The organism is Desulfosporosinus lacus DSM 15449 (genome assembly GCF_900129935.1).
Classification (GTDB): Bacteria; Bacillota; Desulfitobacteriia; order Desulfitobacteriales; family Desulfitobacteriaceae; genus Desulfosporosinus; species Desulfosporosinus lacus.
Window position 1 is genome coordinate 1 of sequence record NZ_FQXJ01000043.1, and the last position, 18386, is coordinate 18386.

At 42.7% G+C, this 18386-nt stretch carries 17 protein-coding genes and 1 pseudogene; 2 read left to right on the forward strand and 16 right to left on the reverse strand.

Features of this window, described 5'->3' with window-relative positions; genetic code table 11:
• The 14 genes from pduL to BUB11_RS26200 form a co-directional block, all read right to left on the reverse strand.
• On the reverse strand, window positions 1-1280 hold a 1280-nt coding region (gene pduL / locus BUB11_RS26135; protein ID WP_073033544.1), incomplete at its 3' end, for a phosphate propanoyltransferase.
• A 90-nt stretch (window positions 1281-1370) separates the two neighbouring features.
• On the reverse strand, window positions 1371-1679 hold the full coding sequence (locus BUB11_RS26140) for a BMC domain-containing protein (RefSeq protein WP_073033545.1): 309 nt from the start codon (window positions 1677-1679) through the stop codon (window positions 1371-1373).
• Between the two features lie 184 nt (window positions 1680-1863).
• Window positions 1864-3357 (reverse strand): acetaldehyde dehydrogenase (acetylating), encoded by a 1494-nt coding sequence (locus BUB11_RS26145; protein WP_073033546.1) that lies wholly within the window; start codon window positions 3355-3357, stop codon window positions 1864-1866.
• Between the two features lie 22 nt (window positions 3358-3379).
• Entirely contained in the window at window positions 3380-4027 is a 648-nt protein-coding gene (eutL, locus tag BUB11_RS26150) for an ethanolamine utilization microcompartment protein EutL (RefSeq protein ID WP_073033547.1), read from the reverse strand.
• A gap of 59 nt (window positions 4028-4086) precedes the next feature.
• Entirely contained in the window at window positions 4087-4422 is a 336-nt protein-coding gene (locus BUB11_RS26155) for a BMC domain-containing protein (protein ID WP_073033548.1), read from the reverse strand.
• A 164-nt stretch (window positions 4423-4586) separates the two neighbouring features.
• Window positions 4587-5465: an ethanolamine ammonia-lyase subunit EutC gene (gene eutC / locus BUB11_RS26160; RefSeq protein WP_073033549.1), complete on the reverse strand. Its 879-nt coding sequence runs from the start codon at window positions 5463-5465 to the stop codon at window positions 4587-4589.
• A gap of 14 nt (window positions 5466-5479) precedes the next feature.
• Window positions 5480-6844: an ethanolamine ammonia-lyase subunit EutB gene (locus BUB11_RS26165; RefSeq protein WP_073033550.1), complete on the reverse strand. Its 1365-nt coding sequence runs from the start codon at window positions 6842-6844 to the stop codon at window positions 5480-5482.
• A 28-nt stretch (window positions 6845-6872) separates the two neighbouring features.
• On the reverse strand, window positions 6873-8282 hold the full coding sequence (locus tag BUB11_RS26170) for an ethanolamine ammonia-lyase reactivating factor EutA (RefSeq protein WP_073033551.1): 1410 nt from the start codon (window positions 8280-8282) through the stop codon (window positions 6873-6875).
• Between the two features lie 52 nt (window positions 8283-8334).
• The gene (gene eat, locus BUB11_RS26175; protein ID WP_073033553.1) at window positions 8335-9699 is read right to left on the reverse strand and encodes an ethanolamine permease; all 1365 of its coding nucleotides are present in this window, start codon (window positions 9697-9699) and stop codon (window positions 8335-8337) included.
• A 296-nt stretch (window positions 9700-9995) separates the two neighbouring features.
• Window positions 9996-10565 (reverse strand): ANTAR domain-containing response regulator, encoded by a 570-nt coding sequence (locus BUB11_RS26180; protein ID WP_073033554.1) that lies wholly within the window; start codon window positions 10563-10565, stop codon window positions 9996-9998.
• The gene (locus BUB11_RS26185; protein WP_073033555.1) at window positions 10562-11998 is read right to left on the reverse strand and encodes a sensor histidine kinase; all 1437 of its coding nucleotides are present in this window, start codon (window positions 11996-11998) and stop codon (window positions 10562-10564) included. The genes BUB11_RS26180 and BUB11_RS26185 overlap by 4 nt, the downstream gene beginning before the upstream one ends.
• A complete protein-coding gene (locus tag BUB11_RS26190; RefSeq protein ID WP_073033556.1) occupies window positions 11979-12428 on the reverse strand; it encodes a EutP/PduV family microcompartment system protein in 450 nt (149 codons plus the stop codon). Before BUB11_RS26190 ends, BUB11_RS26185 begins: the two co-directional genes overlap by 20 nt.
• Complete coding sequence (gene eutS / locus BUB11_RS26195) at window positions 12428-12781, reverse strand: ethanolamine utilization microcompartment protein EutS (protein WP_073033561.1); 354 nt, start codon at window positions 12779-12781, stop codon at window positions 12428-12430. Before eutS ends, BUB11_RS26190 begins: the two co-directional genes overlap by 1 nt.
• Window positions 12782-12847: 66 nt before the next feature.
• Window positions 12848-14761: an LTA synthase family protein gene (locus BUB11_RS26200; protein ID WP_073033557.1), complete on the reverse strand. Its 1914-nt coding sequence runs from the start codon at window positions 14759-14761 to the stop codon at window positions 12848-12850.
• Window positions 14762-14995: 234 nt separating this feature from the next.
• Here BUB11_RS26200 and BUB11_RS26205 point away from each other — a divergent pair, with 234 nt between their 5' ends.
• The gene (locus BUB11_RS26205) at window positions 14996-16396 is read left to right on the forward strand and encodes an SLC13 family permease (protein WP_073033558.1); all 1401 of its coding nucleotides are present in this window, start codon (window positions 14996-14998) and stop codon (window positions 16394-16396) included.
• A gap of 180 nt (window positions 16397-16576) precedes the next feature.
• On the forward strand, window positions 16577-17419 hold the full coding sequence (locus BUB11_RS26210) for a hypothetical protein (protein ID WP_073033559.1): 843 nt from the start codon (window positions 16577-16579) through the stop codon (window positions 17417-17419).
• A gap of 122 nt (window positions 17420-17541) precedes the next feature.
• On the opposite strand, the pseudogene BUB11_RS26215 reads toward BUB11_RS26210, so the two are convergent.
• Both BUB11_RS26215 and BUB11_RS28085 read right to left on the reverse strand, forming a co-directional pair.
• Window positions 17542-17840, reverse strand: a pseudogene (locus BUB11_RS26215) (DUF3102 domain-containing protein); the annotation flags it as partial.
• A 348-nt stretch (window positions 17841-18188) separates the two neighbouring features.
• A partial coding sequence (locus BUB11_RS28085; RefSeq protein WP_207650057.1) for a hypothetical protein occupies window positions 18189-18386 on the reverse strand: 198 nt, incomplete at its 5' end.

The window sequence follows — 18386 nt, forward strand, 5'->3', positions numbered from 1 at the left end:
TCTTCATAGACCATGGGACGCTGACTCTCGACTTTTACACACACACGGTCTCCATCCTTTAGGGACCACTCTTTAGCATCGTTGCTGTGCAGGTGGATGTGCCTGCTTGCTACCATGACCCCTGCTTTAAGGTCGACCTTACCGACTGGACCTGCGATCTGAAGCCCGGGAGTTCCTTCATGTTGCCCCGAATCTCGGATGACTGGCTTGATGCCTAATTTAAAACAATCCGTGACGCTGATTTCCACTTGCGTGTTTTTTCTCACAGGTCCTAAGACACGGACCTTCTCTAAACTTCCTTTAGGTCCAACTATGGTTACAGTTTCTTGAGCTGCAAACTGGCCGGGCTGAGAGAGTTCTTTTTGAACTGTTAAGGCATAGTTTTTGCCGAAGAGGGCCTCCAGATCGACCTGAGAGAGGTGGATATGGCGATTCGAGGTTCCCAAGGGAACCCGTTTTTCGTTAAGTTCCTGGGTTTTCCGACTTCTTGCTTCACAGGCAAGAATGTAGAACGCACTGGATAGCCGGTTTAAGGCCTGAATCAGATCCGTCCTGCTGCATGCCCCGGTTTCATCCGTGAAAGCTCGGTTGGCATAGAGTTCGACTTCTCGTGATTTGGCTCTTAAATGATGGAGTTTGGCTACGATGGGTCCATGGGAATAGCTTAAGGGAGTGTGATCGATTCCAAAATACTTTTTGGGATGATGAGATCGTTCCCGCAACTCTTCAGGGGTTAGCCCCATCAGAGTTGCCCATTGAAAGGGCTCCTGTTTAACTTCACTAACCATCAGTTCTCGGCAAAGGACAGAGATTTCTTCTAATTTCAGAATGAGTTCCTCTTCCCCTGCCTGCAGGAAAAAGCCTTGGGCTTCGACAAGTTCGCATTGAAACAGGTCCAGTTGTCCTCGGTAGGCAATCACCGGATGGGTCTTGGTGACTAAGGCACCAGTGCGCAAATGGGTCATGTGTTCGGGTTTAACGCCCGAAGAAATACTTGTTTGAGCTTGAGCTTGAGCTATAGCTTGGGCTTGGGTTTCACGAAGTACATTTGGTTCTTGAAAAGATTGCAGTCTGCTGCTTCTATCGATGCTTTGGTTTGCACTGGAAAAGGTACTTTTATGAATATCCTGAAGCCCGTTTCCTTCGATTTGGACATCAATTCCCTTAGAGCGGATAAAGTCTCGCGCCGAAGGAGTAATTACGCTCCCAGGCGGTAATGTAATAATTTTTGCTTTGGTTTTATGCCAATTGGCTCTTAGTTCATACTCTGTGACGATCAAGTCCTCACCTCATTACAGAAGTCAGAGATCAAAAGCCAGAGGTAAGAATATTTCCTTTTACTTCTGGCTCGAACATTTGACGTTTACTTATTATTCCCCATAAACTTTGTTGTCACCGACTGGTAATATATACTCAACATCTTGGTGGGGGCGCGGTATAACATGTACGCTGAGAAGAGCTCCGACTCGTTGGGCTGCTGCAGCTCCGGCATCAACGGCAGCTTTGACAGCTCCGACATCTCCTCGTACCATAACTGAGACCAATCCCCCTGAGACGTGCTCTTTTCCGCACAATGTGACATTGGCCGCTTTTAACATTTGATCGGCTGCTTCGATCGCTGGGATTAGTCCTTTGGTTTCTATCATTCCTAGTGCTATTACACTTCGATCTTGTGCCATTTTTATTCCCTCCCAAATTCGTAGTTCGATATTCGGTGTTCGTGGTTCGAGGCTTTTGCTCCATGCCTTATCGATATTTTGCAATTCGGTATTCGTGGTTTAAAACTCAGGCTCCAATTTTATAAGATTTTTTCGAATCAAATTACGAACCATCGTCAACATTTAAATTTGCGTCGTTAGCTTTTCACCTATTTAAGTGTTGCATGACTTGTTTAATGATTTCTTGAACCATGCGGGCATCAACTTGCGGTGTTTGAGACTGATTCTGCGTTTGGGCTCTCTCATTGCTTCCTCCAGAGGTCATGGGTTCGACAGGTTTGCGGTCTGGGATTTGCAGATGCCAGGCGACCCGCTTTATATTGAGTAGGTGCAGGGGCGTGACGTTTTCTGAGACGCTCGATCCTGCCCAGGTTCCACACCCTAGGGTAAACGAAGGAGCTAGGCCGGTAGTGGCTCCGACACCTCCCATGGCTGCAGGGGTATTAATGAGCAATCGGTTAACGGGTTTTTTGAGGGCGAATTCTCGTATAACTTCTTCATTGTTACTGTGCATAGCAAGACTGTGACCCACTCCGCCAGCTTCTAAAAGTTGGAAGCAACGCTCGCACCCTTCATGCCAGTCGGCAACTCGGTAAAATCCGAGGACAGTGGTGAGCTTTTCGTAGGACAAAGGCCATTGGGGACCAACACCGCTTAAGGGAGCAATTAGGCATCTGGTTCGCTCAGGGATATTAATTCCTGCGAGTTGGGCAATAAATTTTGGGTCTTTCCCGACGACTTTGGGATTAACACCTCCGTTTGGGAGCATAACGACCTTAGAGACTTTTTTGACGTCTTCAGAGTCTAGGAAATGCGCGCCAAATCGTTTAAGTTGGCCTATAAGTTCATCCGCAATGCAGTCTTCAGCAACGATGGCTTGTTCAGAGGCACAGATGGTTCCATTGTCGAAGGTTTTTCCCATGACGATATATTCGGCCGCTTTGGCGAGGTCTGCGCTCCGTTCGACGAAGGCCGGAACGTTTCCAGGGCCAACGCCTAGGGCGGGCTTTCCGCTGCTGTAGGCTGCCTTGACTAAGGCACTTCCACCAGTGGCCAGAATCATAGCGACATTGGGGTGTTTCATAAGTTCATTAGTGGCACCCATGGAGACATTTAGGATACATCCGATCACGCCTTCCGGAGCACCGGCCGCGACGGCTGCTTGATGCATGATTTTAGCGGCTTCGTTTGTGCAACGAACAGCACTGGGATGCGGGGAAAATACGATCGCATTGCGGGATTTAAGGGCGATCATGGCTTTATAGATAACGGTTGAGGTGGGATTGGTCGTAGGAATAATCCCTGCGATAACGCCGACGGGTTCGGCGATTTCCCATAGCTTTTGTTCGTGATCTTCACGAATGATTCCCACGGTTTTCATGGGTTTTATGAAGTCATATAGAGTACGCGAAGCAAAGTAGTTTTTAAAGCATTTGTCTTCATAATTTCCCATTTCCGTTTCTGAGACGGCCATCATGGCCAATCGTGCTGCATTTGCTTCCCCAGCTTCCCGCATCATGTCAATGATATGATCCACTTGTTCTTGCGTGAAGTCTTTAAGAGCTTCTTGGGCTTCGCGCGCAGCTCGTACTAAATTTCGGGCTTCTTGTAAGGAACATAGGTCTCGATCGAGTTCCATACTAGCTGCACCTCCCTTTATGCTAAAATTTCAGGCCATTTTCACAGACGTCGATGACAGCTCTCTGGAAGGCTTCACAGGCAGATCTGCAGGCACTCTGTGATCCGGTTAAAAGCCCGCCGCCGAAGTTAGTTTCGGTGGGTGGCCCGTAAAATGCTTTCATTGTAACTTCCGCCGCTTTTAGTGCCGCATCTAAACCATACATTGCTTCGATTGGGGGCGCGATAAGGTAAGACAGGGCCTCCCCTTCTTGGATTCCTGCCAGTTTAGAGAGATAACTTCCGGTTCGCGAGACAGTGTGCGGAAACCATGCGGTTTTTCCTCCATCACAGGTATAGAAGAAGCATTCATTTTCCAGATGGTCAATGCAGGCATCAACTCCGGCACGCACTTCGGCTGGATTTGGACCTGCTAAAATTCCGATGATTTCTCCCGACAGCGGACCTGAAGCTCGAGCTGCTCCACAATAAAAACTTTTGGCATAGACGACTTCGACTTCAGCTTTTTTCGTCGCTTCGTCTAAGGCTACGTAGGTTGAATCATCAATGTCGGCTGTGATCATGCCGATGGAACGCTGATAGCCAGTTAGGCCCAATTTTTCGGCGAGATCAGGGGCCACATTAGGTATTAATCTGACTGCTAATACTTTTGGCTTAATGGGCTCTATCATGGTTTGCCTCCCTATTAATGCCGGATTGTTAGTTCCGACGATTTAACTAATTAACGAGTTCACTTTGTGTTCTCAGCGTTTTTAGTTTTGGGCTTTTCTTCGATGACTGGTAATTTAGGCAGGATGTCTTCTAGTTCCGGATGGGGACGCGGGATGACGTGACAGCTGACTAGTTCTCCAACTCGCTCAGCGGCAGCGGCTCCGGCATCAACCGAGGCCTTGACGGCACCGACGTCTCCTCGGACCATGACCGTCACTAAGGCACCTCCTACTTTTACTTTCCCAATTAGGGTTACATTAGCAGCTTTAACCATGGCGTCAGCTGCTTCGATGGCTCCAACGATTCCGCGTGTTTCTACCATACCCAGTGCTACGAGATCTGCTCTTATAGCCATTGTGCTCTCTCCTTTCATTCTCTTATTTTTATAAATTGGTAATATCGTTTATTCTATCCCACTTTTAAGGACAACTTAATTAACCATACACCACTTTTGAGATACCACCTAGCAAATTAATCAAAATCTATATTTATTATGCTTAGTAGACATATTGCCAACCTCTACTCCAGATTAACACCCGACGCCCTAGCATCCAGAATCTTTTTGATTAAGCTGGCTAAATGCGCTCCCGCTTCCGCTGCCGGAGTCCCACCTTTATGGATATTACTGATCACGGTTCGCTCACTCTCAACCATACCCAGTCGTGGATTGTATCCCATGTAAGCGCTCATACTCTCAGCGGTTCCCAATCCAGGGCGTTCTCCGATCAGGATTACAGCAACTTCAGGTTTCAACTCTTCACCAATCGTGTCCATAACCGCTACCCGACCGTTACGAACAAAGATTGGAATGCCGAGTTTCACGCCCATTCCTTCAAGACCCTGGGTTAGGGCTGGAAGAAGATTGGGAATATTAGCTTCAACCGCTTTGCTGGAAAGCCCGTCAGAAACGATGATTTGGACCATAGCACCTTTTAGGCATCCTTTTCTGAGAATCTCCAAATTTTCTTCATCAAGTTTTCTTCCCAAGTCCGGCCGAGTAAGATATTCATCTTTTGACTTACATAGGGTTTGAATGGAAACCATATTATACTTTGCGGGAAATTCTTCTGGAACCTCTCCAAGTACAGAGTCTTGCGCTACTGCATGGTCTGCGCGAAATCGAAGTAATGTATCCGTCAATGGACGGGGTCCACTTCGCCATACTCCGATACGAGCAGGTGTCGAAAGCTTCATTTCTTCATAAAGTTCCTTATTGACCGGATTGGGCACTTGTAAATAACGTTGCAAGTCAATTTCTGCTAAATCTGTTATCTCACATTCGTCTATAATTGATGAGTTTGCTAAAGGTAATTTATTATTTGAACTTTGGATTTTTTCCTTTTCCATTCCTTTCAGCAACTCTTCAACGATTAAGCGAACACTATCTTCTAAGCTCATTTTCTTATCCCCCCTTACCTTGTGAATATCGTTGCATCACCGGCACGGGCTGTAAGCTTACCCTTAGCCAGGATTCCCATGGATTCCGCCCAAGCTTCAAATTCAGGCAACGGTCTTAGGTTAAAAAGTTCTCTCAACGTCGCAATGTCATGGTAGCTAGTGCACTGGTAATTTAACATCACATCATCCCCCATAGGGATCCCCATAAAGTAAGTACAACCTGCCGCCGCAAGTAGAGTCGCAAGATTTTCAATATCATTTTGGTCTGCTTTCATGTGGTTGGTGTAACAAGCATCAACCCCCATTGGCAAGCCCGTAAGTTTACCCATAAAATGGTCTTCCAGACCTGCTCTAGTCACTTGGCGAGTATCATAAAGGTATTCCGGACCAATAAAACCAACAACCGTATTCACCAAAAAGGGGTTGTAATGACGAGCTAAACCGTAACAGCGTGCCTCCAAGGTAACTTGGTCAGCACCATGGTGTGCCTCAGACGAAAGCTCAGAACCTTGCCCTGTTTCAAAATACATAATATTAGGTCCAGTTGCACGCCCCTCTTTTAATCCCAGGGTGTACGCTTCGTCTAAGATTTCTTTAGTGACCCCAAAAGCTTCGTTTCCAATCTGAGACCCTGCAATAGATTGAAAGAGCAGATGAACCGGAGCACCTTTTCGCAAGGCCTTCATTTGAGTTGTAATATGCGCTAAAACACAAACCTGAGTAGGTATCTGCCACTCCTCAACAAAATTGTAGAGGGTTTCCAAGCTGCGGATGGTTGCGGGTACAGAGTCGTCAACTGGATTAAGTCCTAACACTGCATCTCCTACACCATAGGACAATCCTTCACGCAAACTGGCTAAAATTCCATCAACCCCATCAGTAGGATGATTCGGTTGAAGACGGGAAGCCAGACACCCTGCTTTGCCAATCGTTGTATTACAATGAGCCAAATTTTGAATTTTGGCAGCACCTAATATCAGATCGAGATTGCTCATGAGTTTGGCCACGGCAGCGACCATCTCTGAGGTGAGACCGCGACTAATCCTATGGAGGGCAGATCCATTAGTTTCGGTTCTAAGAACATACTCCCGAAACTCTGCAACACTCCAATTTTTAATTGTATGATAGATCGGTTCGTTGACATCGGCATCAATAATACGTGACACCTCGTCTTCCTCCAGTGGTACAACCGGGTTCCTGCGTAAATCTTCCAAGGTTAATTCCGATAAGACTCGTTTGGCCGCGATCCTTTCTGCTGCATCTTCGGCCGCGATTCCGGCGAGAATATCTCCTGACTTAATTTCGTTTGCTTTAGCTAAAACATCTTTTACATCTTTAAACTTAAAGGTTTGACCAAAAAGTCGTGTCTTCAGATTCACGATTTCACATCCCTTCCGTGGAAAAGTATTATCGGGCAAAAATTAGAGTTTTGACAATCACTGGAACTGCATCTTGATAGGGTAACGGTTTAGCAATATCCAGAAAATCTCCAAAGGCCAGCTCTATGCCATCTAAACAAACCAAAGGACTGGCTGGAAGAAGTCTTTGCAGGGTTTGTCCAAGTACTTTAGCAATATCTTGTTGGGCAATGATTACTTTAGGCTCTCCCTTGATTAATGGCAATTCGCAGGCAAGAGTTTCAGCTAAGCTAAGAATCGTTTGAAAGTCCGTATTGGGCAAGGTTGGAACTATCAGAGCGACTGTTCTGTATAAAGAGTCAGTGTAATTCTCTGCGTCTTTAAGCCAAGAAAACTTACCCGTCATATCCAATTCCGGGTACACTGCAGGCACATTTCGTATCGGAAGTGTATGCTCGCTAACCGTAATTGTCGATCCTGATACATTCACAGTGTGGGCTCCTGCACCGAGCACTGTAGCGTGGATTGTTTCAGCCCCCTCATGTACGGGCAGGGATTTATTAATCCGGCTTTCCTGAAATGCCTCTGCCAAGAGTGGGCCAACATCTCCGTGAATCCACCATTCCTTGATTCCAGGCAAGTAAATATATTTTGCAACTCCTCCAGAAAAGACCACGCCGTCGATCTTAACATCCGGCAACAAATTCGTCATTACCAAATAATTGTCCTGAGGCAGGAGAGGTTCTTGAAAAATGACTCGTTCGACACATTCCACCATACTATTTAAGCAGTTTTTTATCAGAACTAAGTCGTTCCCGTTAGAAATTTGGTTATTGTTCGGATTACAATAATTCATGATCTTCTGAGCGGGTGAGGAAACATAAGTTAAGCGGTGCGAAATTGGATCCACTTCAAAAAGGCGTCCACCGACATTGATACACGCTGTCCCTATGCACTTCCCTCGATCAAAATAAGCAATATTCGTAGTCCCTCCACCGATGTCAATGTTGGCGATACACGCGTGTAAGCGCTTGGAGAGCGCCTCGGCTCCCGATCCTTTCCCTGCAATCATACTTTCGAGATCTGGTCCAGCCGTTGCTACAACAAAATCTCCCGCATAATCTGCTAAAGAATGAATGATTTCCGAGGCATTCTCCTTTTTAGCGGTCTCCCCAGTAATGATAATAGCCCCTGTGTCAATCTGTTCAGGCTTCACTCCTGCCTTCTCATATTCCTTAGCGACAATTTTTCGAAGCGCAGTACCATCAACATGCCTGCGGTCTTCAAAGGGAGTGAAGTGAACCTTACCCATATAGGAAATACTTTTATGGGTAATTTCTACTTTTGGTACTTGACTGCCTGGCATTACATTGACTAAGGTGAGTTGCGAAATGACCAACTGAGTCGTTGTTGTCCCGACATCGATCCCCACACTGACTAGAGTCATCTCTTTAGCCATAATGTTTCTCTAACGCCATTCTATTAAGATGGCTCCTCTCCCCGGATACATATTAGGCATCCAGTTCATCTAAAACACCGAACTCTTCTTCAAACGGTCTGATATTCTTATTGCCCCAAATGAAGTAGTAGGCGATGGCAATGGCATAAACAAGCGCTGCCCATTTCAAAGCTGGCACACTTGAAATAACGACACTTATCGTTAGAAAAATACCAATAATAAAGCTAATGGCTGGGATTACTGGATACCATACTTTAAATGGTCTTTTTAGATTAGGTTCTTTAGCGTGTAAGATAAACAGACTGATTAGACTAAGCATATACAGAGCAACCGAGCCAATAACTGCAATGGTAATCACAATTGCTGTCTTACCCGTGAGAACGACACCCAATCCAACGAGTCCAGGAATTAACAATGCCCAGACTGGAGTATGACGTTTAGGATCAACATAGGCGAGGAATTTGGGCAAATAGCCAGTTCGAGCCATCGCATAAGTTTGACGTGAATAACCCACAATAATCCCATGCAGGGAAGCAATTAGGCCAAATAAACCAATGATGTTGACTAAAACAACAATAAAGGCATTCTCGCCGAAGACTTGGGCTAAAGCAATGGGCAAAGGAAAGTCTACTGCTGAGACTAAGTTATAATCGGCAATACCTGCCGTCAGGAAGAGGGTTAAAAAGCCCATGACCATCAAAGTTCCCATACCACTTAAGAAACCTTTAGGAATATCTTTCTGTGGGTTCACCATTTCTTCCGCAGCCATGGCTCCGCCTTCAATAGCGAGATAGAACCAGATTGCAAAAGGAACAGCTGCCATAACGCCTTTCATCCCAAAAGGAAGGAGAGGTGCTGTCATGACTCTTGCCATCGAAAAGTGAGGAGTTGCGGCAACCCAGAAAATAACTAAACCAACCAGCGCAATAATGGTAACCACTAATTCTACCATAGCTGAGGTTTTCATTCCCAAGTAGTTCACAAAAATGAAAAATAAGAAAGCGGCGACTGCTGCCGTCAATGTTGGTACGGATGGAATGAGAAAGTTAATATACCCACCGACAGCCAACGCAATGGCAGGGGGAGCAAACACGAACTCGATTAAACAACTGATACCATTCATATATCCCCAAAAGGGTCCCATTGCTCTACGTGCATAGGCAGAAGGACCACCAGCATGAGGTATTGCTGTTGCCAGCTCTGAGTATGACAAAATAAATGTTACATAAAAGATCGTAACTGGAATTAGAGCAAGGGCTAATCCCATAGGCCCACCTGCACCAAATCCATAGCTCCAGCCAAAATAGTTTCCGGAGATGACTAAGCCTACTGCAAGAGCCCATAGGTGAATTGGTTTAAGTACTCTGGACAAATGTGCGTCTGATCCTGGAGTTACGAGTTTAGTCTCCGTTGTCACAAAAAAACCTCCTTTAATTTTATTAGTTGAAACACTTGTTACCTAGCAAGGGCATATAACCTACATGCTTCTTTCTCCTTTCTTTTCAAGCAGAAAAAAATTAATGCCCTTTATTACACCCCGATAACTCAGGGTGTAATAAAGGGCATTATTGCCCGCTATTCCTTTGTAAGACAAATATCTTCACTAGGTAAAAATGATCCCATCTATAAGTAAATATTATTCGCCATCTTACTCATTATTCCTTCTTTGTGAGCACTGTATTATAGAATTTTTTTAAAAGTCATTTTATTTATCTAAACTGCCATTTTTATAATTTGTGCAGCAAGTTTAACCACTGTAATTCTCAAATCCATGGCCTGATGGATTAGTAATTGATGAGCTTCATATTCACTTATTCCCTCACGAGTTGCCAGAATTGCTTTAGCTCGAGAAATTAGTTTTTGACTATGCAATTCTTGCTGAGTCGTTTCTAATTTTGAGCGTACATCTTGCATCTCCCTCCAACGAGCATAAGCAATTTGAATTGCAGGTAAAAGATCACGTTCGGTTATAGGTTTAACAAGGTAGCCGTACACACTAACTTTTTCTGCTCTATTAATAAATTTGGACTGACTATAGGCCGTTAACAATATGACAGGTATATTCATCGAGTGTAAGATCTTTGCGACTTCCAAGCCGTCCAACCCTGGCATCATTACATCGAGAATTGCTAAATCTGGAGCGAAAGATTTAGCTAACTCAACTGCTTTCAAGCCATTGTTTGCTTCTGCGCAAACTATATGACCAGCCCCTTGTAACATTTCTTTAATATCCAAGCGAATTAAGGCCTCATCATCCGCAATCAATATGGATAGTTCGCTCATAACTGTCCCTCCGAGCTATGTTTTGGAAAGCTTACTGTTACAACCGTCATTCCATCTATTCGTTCCATTCTGAACTCTCCGCCCAATTGTTCTCCCACTAATGAGTCAACGATTTGCAAACCCAAGCGTCGTTGCTTAACTTTATCAAAAGGAACTTCCGGATCTGGTCCATTATCTCTTACTGTAAGATGTATTTGTCCCTTTTTCTCAATAATATCAAGTGTAATAATCCCTTTATCTAAGAGACGAACCCCGTGTTTAAAACTGTTCGTTAAGAGTTCATTAATGACGAGAGCCAGAGGAACAGCTTTAATGCTGGGCAAATGAAGGTTTTGTCCATTAACATGAGCCTTAATGCTCTGTTCGGGCGACATAGAGCTTTCTAACAATGCGCTCAAAATACGCTGTGAAAGCTCCCTTAAATCAACGGAATCACAGTTTTGGCAGGCAAAAACATCATGGACCATTGCTATGGAGATAATTCGATTGATACTTGCGGAAAACTCTGCTTTGACGATGTCTAAATCCGATCGTCTCATCTGCAAACGAAGCAAAGCTGCAACATTTTGAAGATTGTTTTTTACTCTGTGGTGTATTTCCCTGATGACTGTACTCTTAGCACTTAATTCTCGTTCCTTTTCCCGAAGATCTGTAATATCTCTAAAAGATATTACACACCCGCTTAAATCGCCATAAGTCACCAAGGGATACGCCTCAAAAAGATAGCTCTTATCTAGAATACAAAACTCGGCTGGGTTTTGCAGAGTATCTAATAGCTCATTTAAAGTAGAACAATTGAACATGCCAAACAAGAAATCTTGTCCAAGAGCCTCAAAGCCCTTAAAATCCTGATAAATCTTGGCGGCTTTTTTATTTACATACGTAATTTTACTATATTTATTAAGGACAAATATTCCGTTTCCAACCCAATTTTCAAACTGTGAACCAGTCATTGACAAGTGCATTAGCGTGTTACTTAGTCGTTCGGCCGTTTGCGTTAAAAACTCTACTTGCTCTTCTTGTCTTAATTCTTCGGAAATATCTCTTTCCATGATAAGTGTACCTATCACGCCATCTGCAGGATTGCGAATAGCTACAACTGTTTGGGCTATTGGAATCCCCTCTTGGCTGACTCCTCGAACATCACGACAAGTTTCACCAGTCTCCAGTGTTCGATATACTGCAGGCTCGCTGGTAGCTAAGGCTAATTCACCCACGACACTATGCCTATACAACGATCTATTTTTAGGGTAGGCCCATGCTAATACCACGGCATCTACTCCGTCTTTCAGGGGGGCATCAATGAAGATGTCTGTCCCTGTCATTTCAGCAGTATTTGGAATTTGAAGAGCCATTGATTCTAATATCTTAATATCTTCTTCGGTGAGGTTTGTGTATTCAATACATAAGTCCCTAATGGTTGCGCAATTCATTCAACTCCTCCAATCGCTTACGCAAAGGAGCAACTCCTACCTCATCCATGATGGATGTTGAATAAAAAGGTTCTTCGATTCCTGCATAATTTAAAAAAGCAATTGCTTGTTTAATATTGGCTTTGGGCAAATCCATCTTTGTGATGATTCCAATAATGGGCTTGCGAAAAACCTTTGAGAATTTCGGTGGATAAAATGACCTTTCTTTCGTAGCATCTTGAAGTGCCCAGATCTCTGAGACCCGATGGCTGGCATCGATTAAAACATGATAAAAGCGGGGGATCTCAAGATATTCACCCGGGCAATCAATAAAAGTATGAGAAAAATCTAACATCTGTGTTTTATGATAGCTAACTTGTTCATTCAAAAGCATTTGCTTCAAAGAGGTTTTACCTGCACCGATTCCTCCGATAAGAAGTATTCTACCCATTAACTTCTTGTCACCTCAGCTGCTGAAAACCCTAAAATGTTGACGAGAGTATTTACGGCAGCTCGTAACGCTGCTTCAACACTGGAAACATCCCCTGTAATCACAAGAGAACCCGTAAAGCGATCTAGAAACCCAAGTTCAATATCCCCTGCTTTGCTCGCAGCATCCGCAGCAATGATCGCTGCCTCACTGGGAGTAATCGTCATGATTCCAATGGCGCCTGCAGTCACAATCCCTAATCGTTCATGAATATCCCCTTGTGGGTTTGGAATAATATGGGCCATTGTCACTTGTTTTCCTGGGACGTATTCTTGAATCACGCGCTGTTTTTCTACCAAGTTAGGCACCACCATTTCTATACTTTCACTGACATAGAAGTGAATGACTAAAGTATTTCGTTGCAAAATGTCAAAGTCCTCTTATTTATATCCGGCTTCTTTAAAGTAATTTTTTCGAATCACAAGATCTGCGATATCAATTCCTTTAATATGGTTTTCAAATTCTGTGCTGTTTTCTGATTCTCCCATATACAATCTGGTTGATAAAACGGCAAAATCCTTTTTGGTATTAAGCAAATTTCGTCCAAAAACGGTATTACTGTAACGGTCTTCGTTAATTCCCAACAGATAGGCTATCGTGGGCATTGTATCAACTTGTCCTCCGTTAGTCGGGATCTCTCGTCCGTTCATTTCCTTATGATAGATAATAAGCGGGATTCGTTTACTGTCATCGAGGCACCAGCTTTCAAGCGGCTGAACTTCTTTGACTTCGTCATTATAGTATTTATGCACTCCTGTGTGATCCCCGTAGATCACAACCACTGTATTATCTAATACTCCGCTTTTATCAAGTGACTCTAAAAAAATGCCAAGCTGTTCATCGGTATAACGAATACTTTGAAAGTAACCTCCTAACTTTGACTTATCAAACTCCTCGCTTAATATGAGTGATCGATATTGTTCTGGCAAGTCAAAGGGGTTATGGCTTGTTAAAGTTACCATGAAATTGTAGAAAGGCTGTTTTTGTTCCGAAATGATAGGCGCTAATTGTCTGAAATAGCTTCCATCACTGAGCCCTAATCCGATTTTTTCATCCAAATTAAATCGTGATTCATCCATCGTCTTTTCAAAACCAATGGCCGTCAAGGCAGGCATCCAATTCCAATATGAACCCTTATCTGGATGAATAGCTAAGGTGTTATACCCATCCTCTCTTAAAATCTTAGGCAAAGAATTATAGGTATTGTAAGGAAATCGAAAAAAGGTAGCACCAGTACGAACTGGATAAACAGAAGTGTTAGCCAATAAGTCGGCATCAGAGCTTGAACCATTATACACTTGTTCGTAAAAATTAGGAAAGTAATAACTATTCGCTAAGAGTTTATTGAGATTTGGAGTGATTTCCTGCCCATCAATCTTTTGATTTATTACAGATGTCTCGAGTGACTCAACTTGAATCATAATGAGATTCTGACCTTTGAATATTCCCTTATACTCATTTGCTGGCAGTTTCTCTTGGTTTTGATCTAACCATTTTTTGATTTCTTCACTTTCCTCGGGTTTTAATTCAGCATCCTTACTGTCTTTAAGATAGTTATAAATATCAAAACCATGGTACCCTAGCGGCGAAAGATTAGACATCGTCTGATTTGGAGACCAAGCAACTCTAAACAACATCTCGCCGTCATTACCTTTAATATCCAATTGGACATGCTGATAATAAATATACGCTACTGAAAGTCCAAAAAGGATAAAGAGAGTATAAATATTTCTTTGAGTCCTAACATACAAGGTCTTATGCTTTATGCCGATACCAAATAAAATCAAAAGATCCAGGATAAATAAAAAATCAATTTGCCGAAGCATTGATATTACACTGCTAAAAAGATTGTCCAGATTTGTTGTTTGGCTTAGCAAATATGGAGTAACAAAGCTGCTATACCCTCGATAATACATTAAATCGGTAATCAGCAGAGTGGAAAATAAGGCATTACAACTAAACAGAAACCAAAAACGGGCCTTACCCTTAAATATAAAGGCGAAACTCAATAGTATAATGATAAAGAAGGCATAAACTTCTAAAGGAGGGGAAGAGCTGAAACTATAAAAAGCTTTCATGTGATCATACTTGGTTGCATTCTCATTATTGATAAGCCCAATGAATAGGATAGACTTAGTTAACATTGCCAAAGTCGTGAATATAAACACGCTGTACTTAAGCCCCAGCCCAGAAATGACAAGAGTACGCATCCATTCAAATAACTTAAGCCAAATATTAGAAAAACCATTGATTTTAGTATTCTTTTTTGTGAGTTCATCTTCTAAACGAGCCAAAAATCACCATTCCTCTGCGTTTAAAATGTTCAACTGTATATTATTCGACAAAAACCTTAGCTTTCCTTTAATGTGTTGAGCATTTTTCCGCTATAAAGACTTATAGATTAAGTTTTAACAATAGTAAGCTGGATTTAAACCAATATGGTCAAAAGTCTTCCCTCTTCTAGAATTAATGATAAACTATATTCATACATTCCAGTCTGAAAATTTCCGACGATTGCGAGTTTTGAGATGTATTCTAAAACGCAAGTTTATCTAGAATTATTAGCTGTTTTTCCTATTTTTCTATTAATCATCTTTACTCTTCCCGATAATCTTTCCTGGCCCCTCCGCTCCACAATTGGCATAACGGGGGCCTCAGTTTGGCTATGGGTATTGGAACCAATCCCTCTGGCACTAACCTCTCTATTAGTGATTGCTGCTCTTCCCATCCTTAATGCTACCTCTCTTGATACCGCTTTGAGCGGGTTTTCTAATGGATCAACTTTCCTTATCATGGCTGGATTTATGATGTCTCAAGGAGTTAATAGTACCACTCTCGGGAAACGCTTTGCCAATTACTCCATTATCCGATTTGGAGGAAGTATTTATGGGGTTTTATTGGGGGTTTTATTAGCTCCACAAATATTGAGCTTTTTCATTCCCGGAACTGCCGTACGAACAACTCTTCTATTGCCTGCAGTAATGGCAGTCATTATTTCAATGAAGCTGTCCCTGAGCTCAAACATTGCAAAGCTATTAATCCTTGGGCTTACTTTTGGAGCAAGTATAAGTGGAGTAGGTCTGTTGCCAGCTGCTCTGGCAAATGTTTTAACGGCTGATCTTATAAATAATATTCTCGGGCAAGACATTTACTATTTCACTTGGTTCAAGATCACCTGGCCCATATGGCTATTTATGATCCCGATTACCTGGTTGATCCTTCCAAGGTTGTTTCCTCCCGAAACAAAATATTTAGAGGTCAATCAGTTACGTACTGAACTAAAGGAATTAGGAAGGCTATCAAGTCAAGATAAGAAGTGTCTTATAATTTTAGCTATAACCGTCGTTCTTTGGATGACTGAATCATTTCATAAATTACCGACTGCTGTTCCTGCAATATTAGCTACTGTTTTCATGGGTTTACCTGGTATCGGAATTGTTGGCTGGGATAAATTGAAAGAAATCGAATGGGGAACTATCATTATGATAGGTGCTAGCTTATCTATGGCCTCCGCCCTCAATAACACCGGCGCCGCAGATTTCTTAGCAGGGGAATTGTTGTCTTTACCAGGACTGCAAACAGGTTTATCTACCCCTCTGTTATTAGTATTTTTACTAATCCTCTTAACTCATTTTTATCACCTCGTAGTTACGAACATTTCTACTGTCGTTCTGACTTTAACACCAATCATGTTGCAAATCGCCCTAAAACTCGGATTGAATCCACTCCTGGTGGCGATAACAATAAACATCGCTACATTATTTGGATTTCTACTCATCGTCCAAACCCTTCCCAGTGTCGTAACTTATACTACTGGTGTATACACTTCTATTGATATGTTAAGGGCGGGCTTTTGGCTCACTATAGCTTCATTGGTTGTTATGATAATAACTGCACAACTTTGGTGGCCTTTCATAGGACTTAATTAATCTCCAAACATATAAAAGTGTGCTCCCTTCAATATGATGGGAGCACACTTTTATATGTTGAATGACCTTTAGATAAGATAATATGAACCTTCCTCGCGATCAAAAAAGTTTGGATTGATTAAAGAAAGCTAGGGTAAGCTAAATATTATTGATTTTCCAAAGGATTAAGTGGAGGTATTCATGGCAAGCATATATTGGTATTATCTGCTCGCAATAATTGGATTAGGAACTACTGCATTCACAGTATATAAGAGAAAAGACATTAAACTCTCTACTTTTCTTGTATTTTTCTTATTTTCTGTATGTGTTACATGGATAGGCGAATTTGTTGTACTTGGTTTATTTAATAGTTATGCTTATAAAACTGGTATTTTCTCAAACCCTTGGGCCCAAAATATTCTAGGGCATCTTATACTTAATTCGACTTTCTATCCCGGTACAGCTCTCTTGGTCGCAACCTGCTCCTTAGGATATGGATGGATTTTTTTGATCACCGTTCTATATTTACTATTGGAGTATTTGTTTTTAAGACTAGGTATATATGAGCATCATTGGTGGAAATATTACATGACAGGTCTAGCAATTTTTATCTACCAAATCATTACCAAATTTTGGTTTGAGAAGATAAGTAAAATTGAGTATGGATTTTATCGAATTAGTACATTCTACTTCGTTGGATTTGTCATTCTACACTTTCCTATTCCAGTAATTCTGCTCTTAGGAAAACAATACTATAATGTGAATTGGGTTCAAGATAGGTACTTGTCTAGTACCATGTTTATTTTTACTTATCAGTTAGTTGAAACTTTATTATTAGTACTATTTGTATGTGCGTTGGAGAAATGGTACTGGAGTATAGTCCCATTTATTACTGCATTTGTAGGCCAAGTCATACTTGTGAAACTGAATATTTTGGTGTTTCAGGATGGATGGAATCTGTTCAACACGATGATAGTTTATTTTACAAGTATTGCTCTGTTTATTCTTGTCGAAAAATATTCCTTGATTCCCGAAAAACAATAATTAGGCCTTATCCCTTCGTTCTTTCGAACCACTAATATCGAACTACGAGCCACGAGTAGGTCAAGCCCTCGACCGATTAGTACCAGTCAGCTCCACACGTCACCGCGCTTCCACACCTGGCCTATCAACCATTTCTCCCGCTCATCTTCCGGAATTCCCAGCAGGAGCAGAACCTGGTAGTAGGTCAAATTCGCCGACGCCGGCGAATTTGACTTGCCGCTGTTATCGCCGGAAGCGAACAGTTTGTCTCCATTTCCACCAGCCATTTTCTCCATTCTCCATGGGAGAGCAGGGCCTTGGCCTCCTTCAGGCGCTTACCAATCTCGATGGCATTGGTAAGCATGATTTTGCAAGTTTGTTGTTTGATCCTATTAATCTCAGCCGCGATGACTAGCGGCGTACGTTCAGTGATAGGTTCCATTTTGACACCCGCCTTTTTAATAGCTTTAATGACAGCATACGCAGACGGGCTTCAGATGGTGAAGCCTTGGGTATCAATTGGGTAGGAGGCTACCCATTATTTGAGTAGCCGACCTCCCACAGCACCGTACGTACCGTTCGGTATGCGGCGCTTCCAAAGTTTACACGTTACTTCGCAGAATAACATTGATTTAAAACCGAGATATCCAATCCTTTCAAAACGCTTGTTGGATAGTACTTGGCACAAGATAGGGCAATGGGCAGTTCGCCAATTGGAATTCGCCTATTTCATCCACCTCGCGATGGACACCCTTGGTCTTGGCTGTACACTTCCCACTATCAGGGTGTGTTAGGGACTTTCACCCTTTAGACTATGCCCATGCAGGGCAAACCACAGAAAAACTATCTCGTTAGAGATAGTCTGTCGCTTGTTACCTGGCGATACGAAAGGCGGACAAGCCTTTCGCCACACGGCGTCCCATGACGAATTCTCCTGCCGTGTGGATTCTACTTTCCCAGGAGCTATGCTCCAAGTATCCTTGGCCCT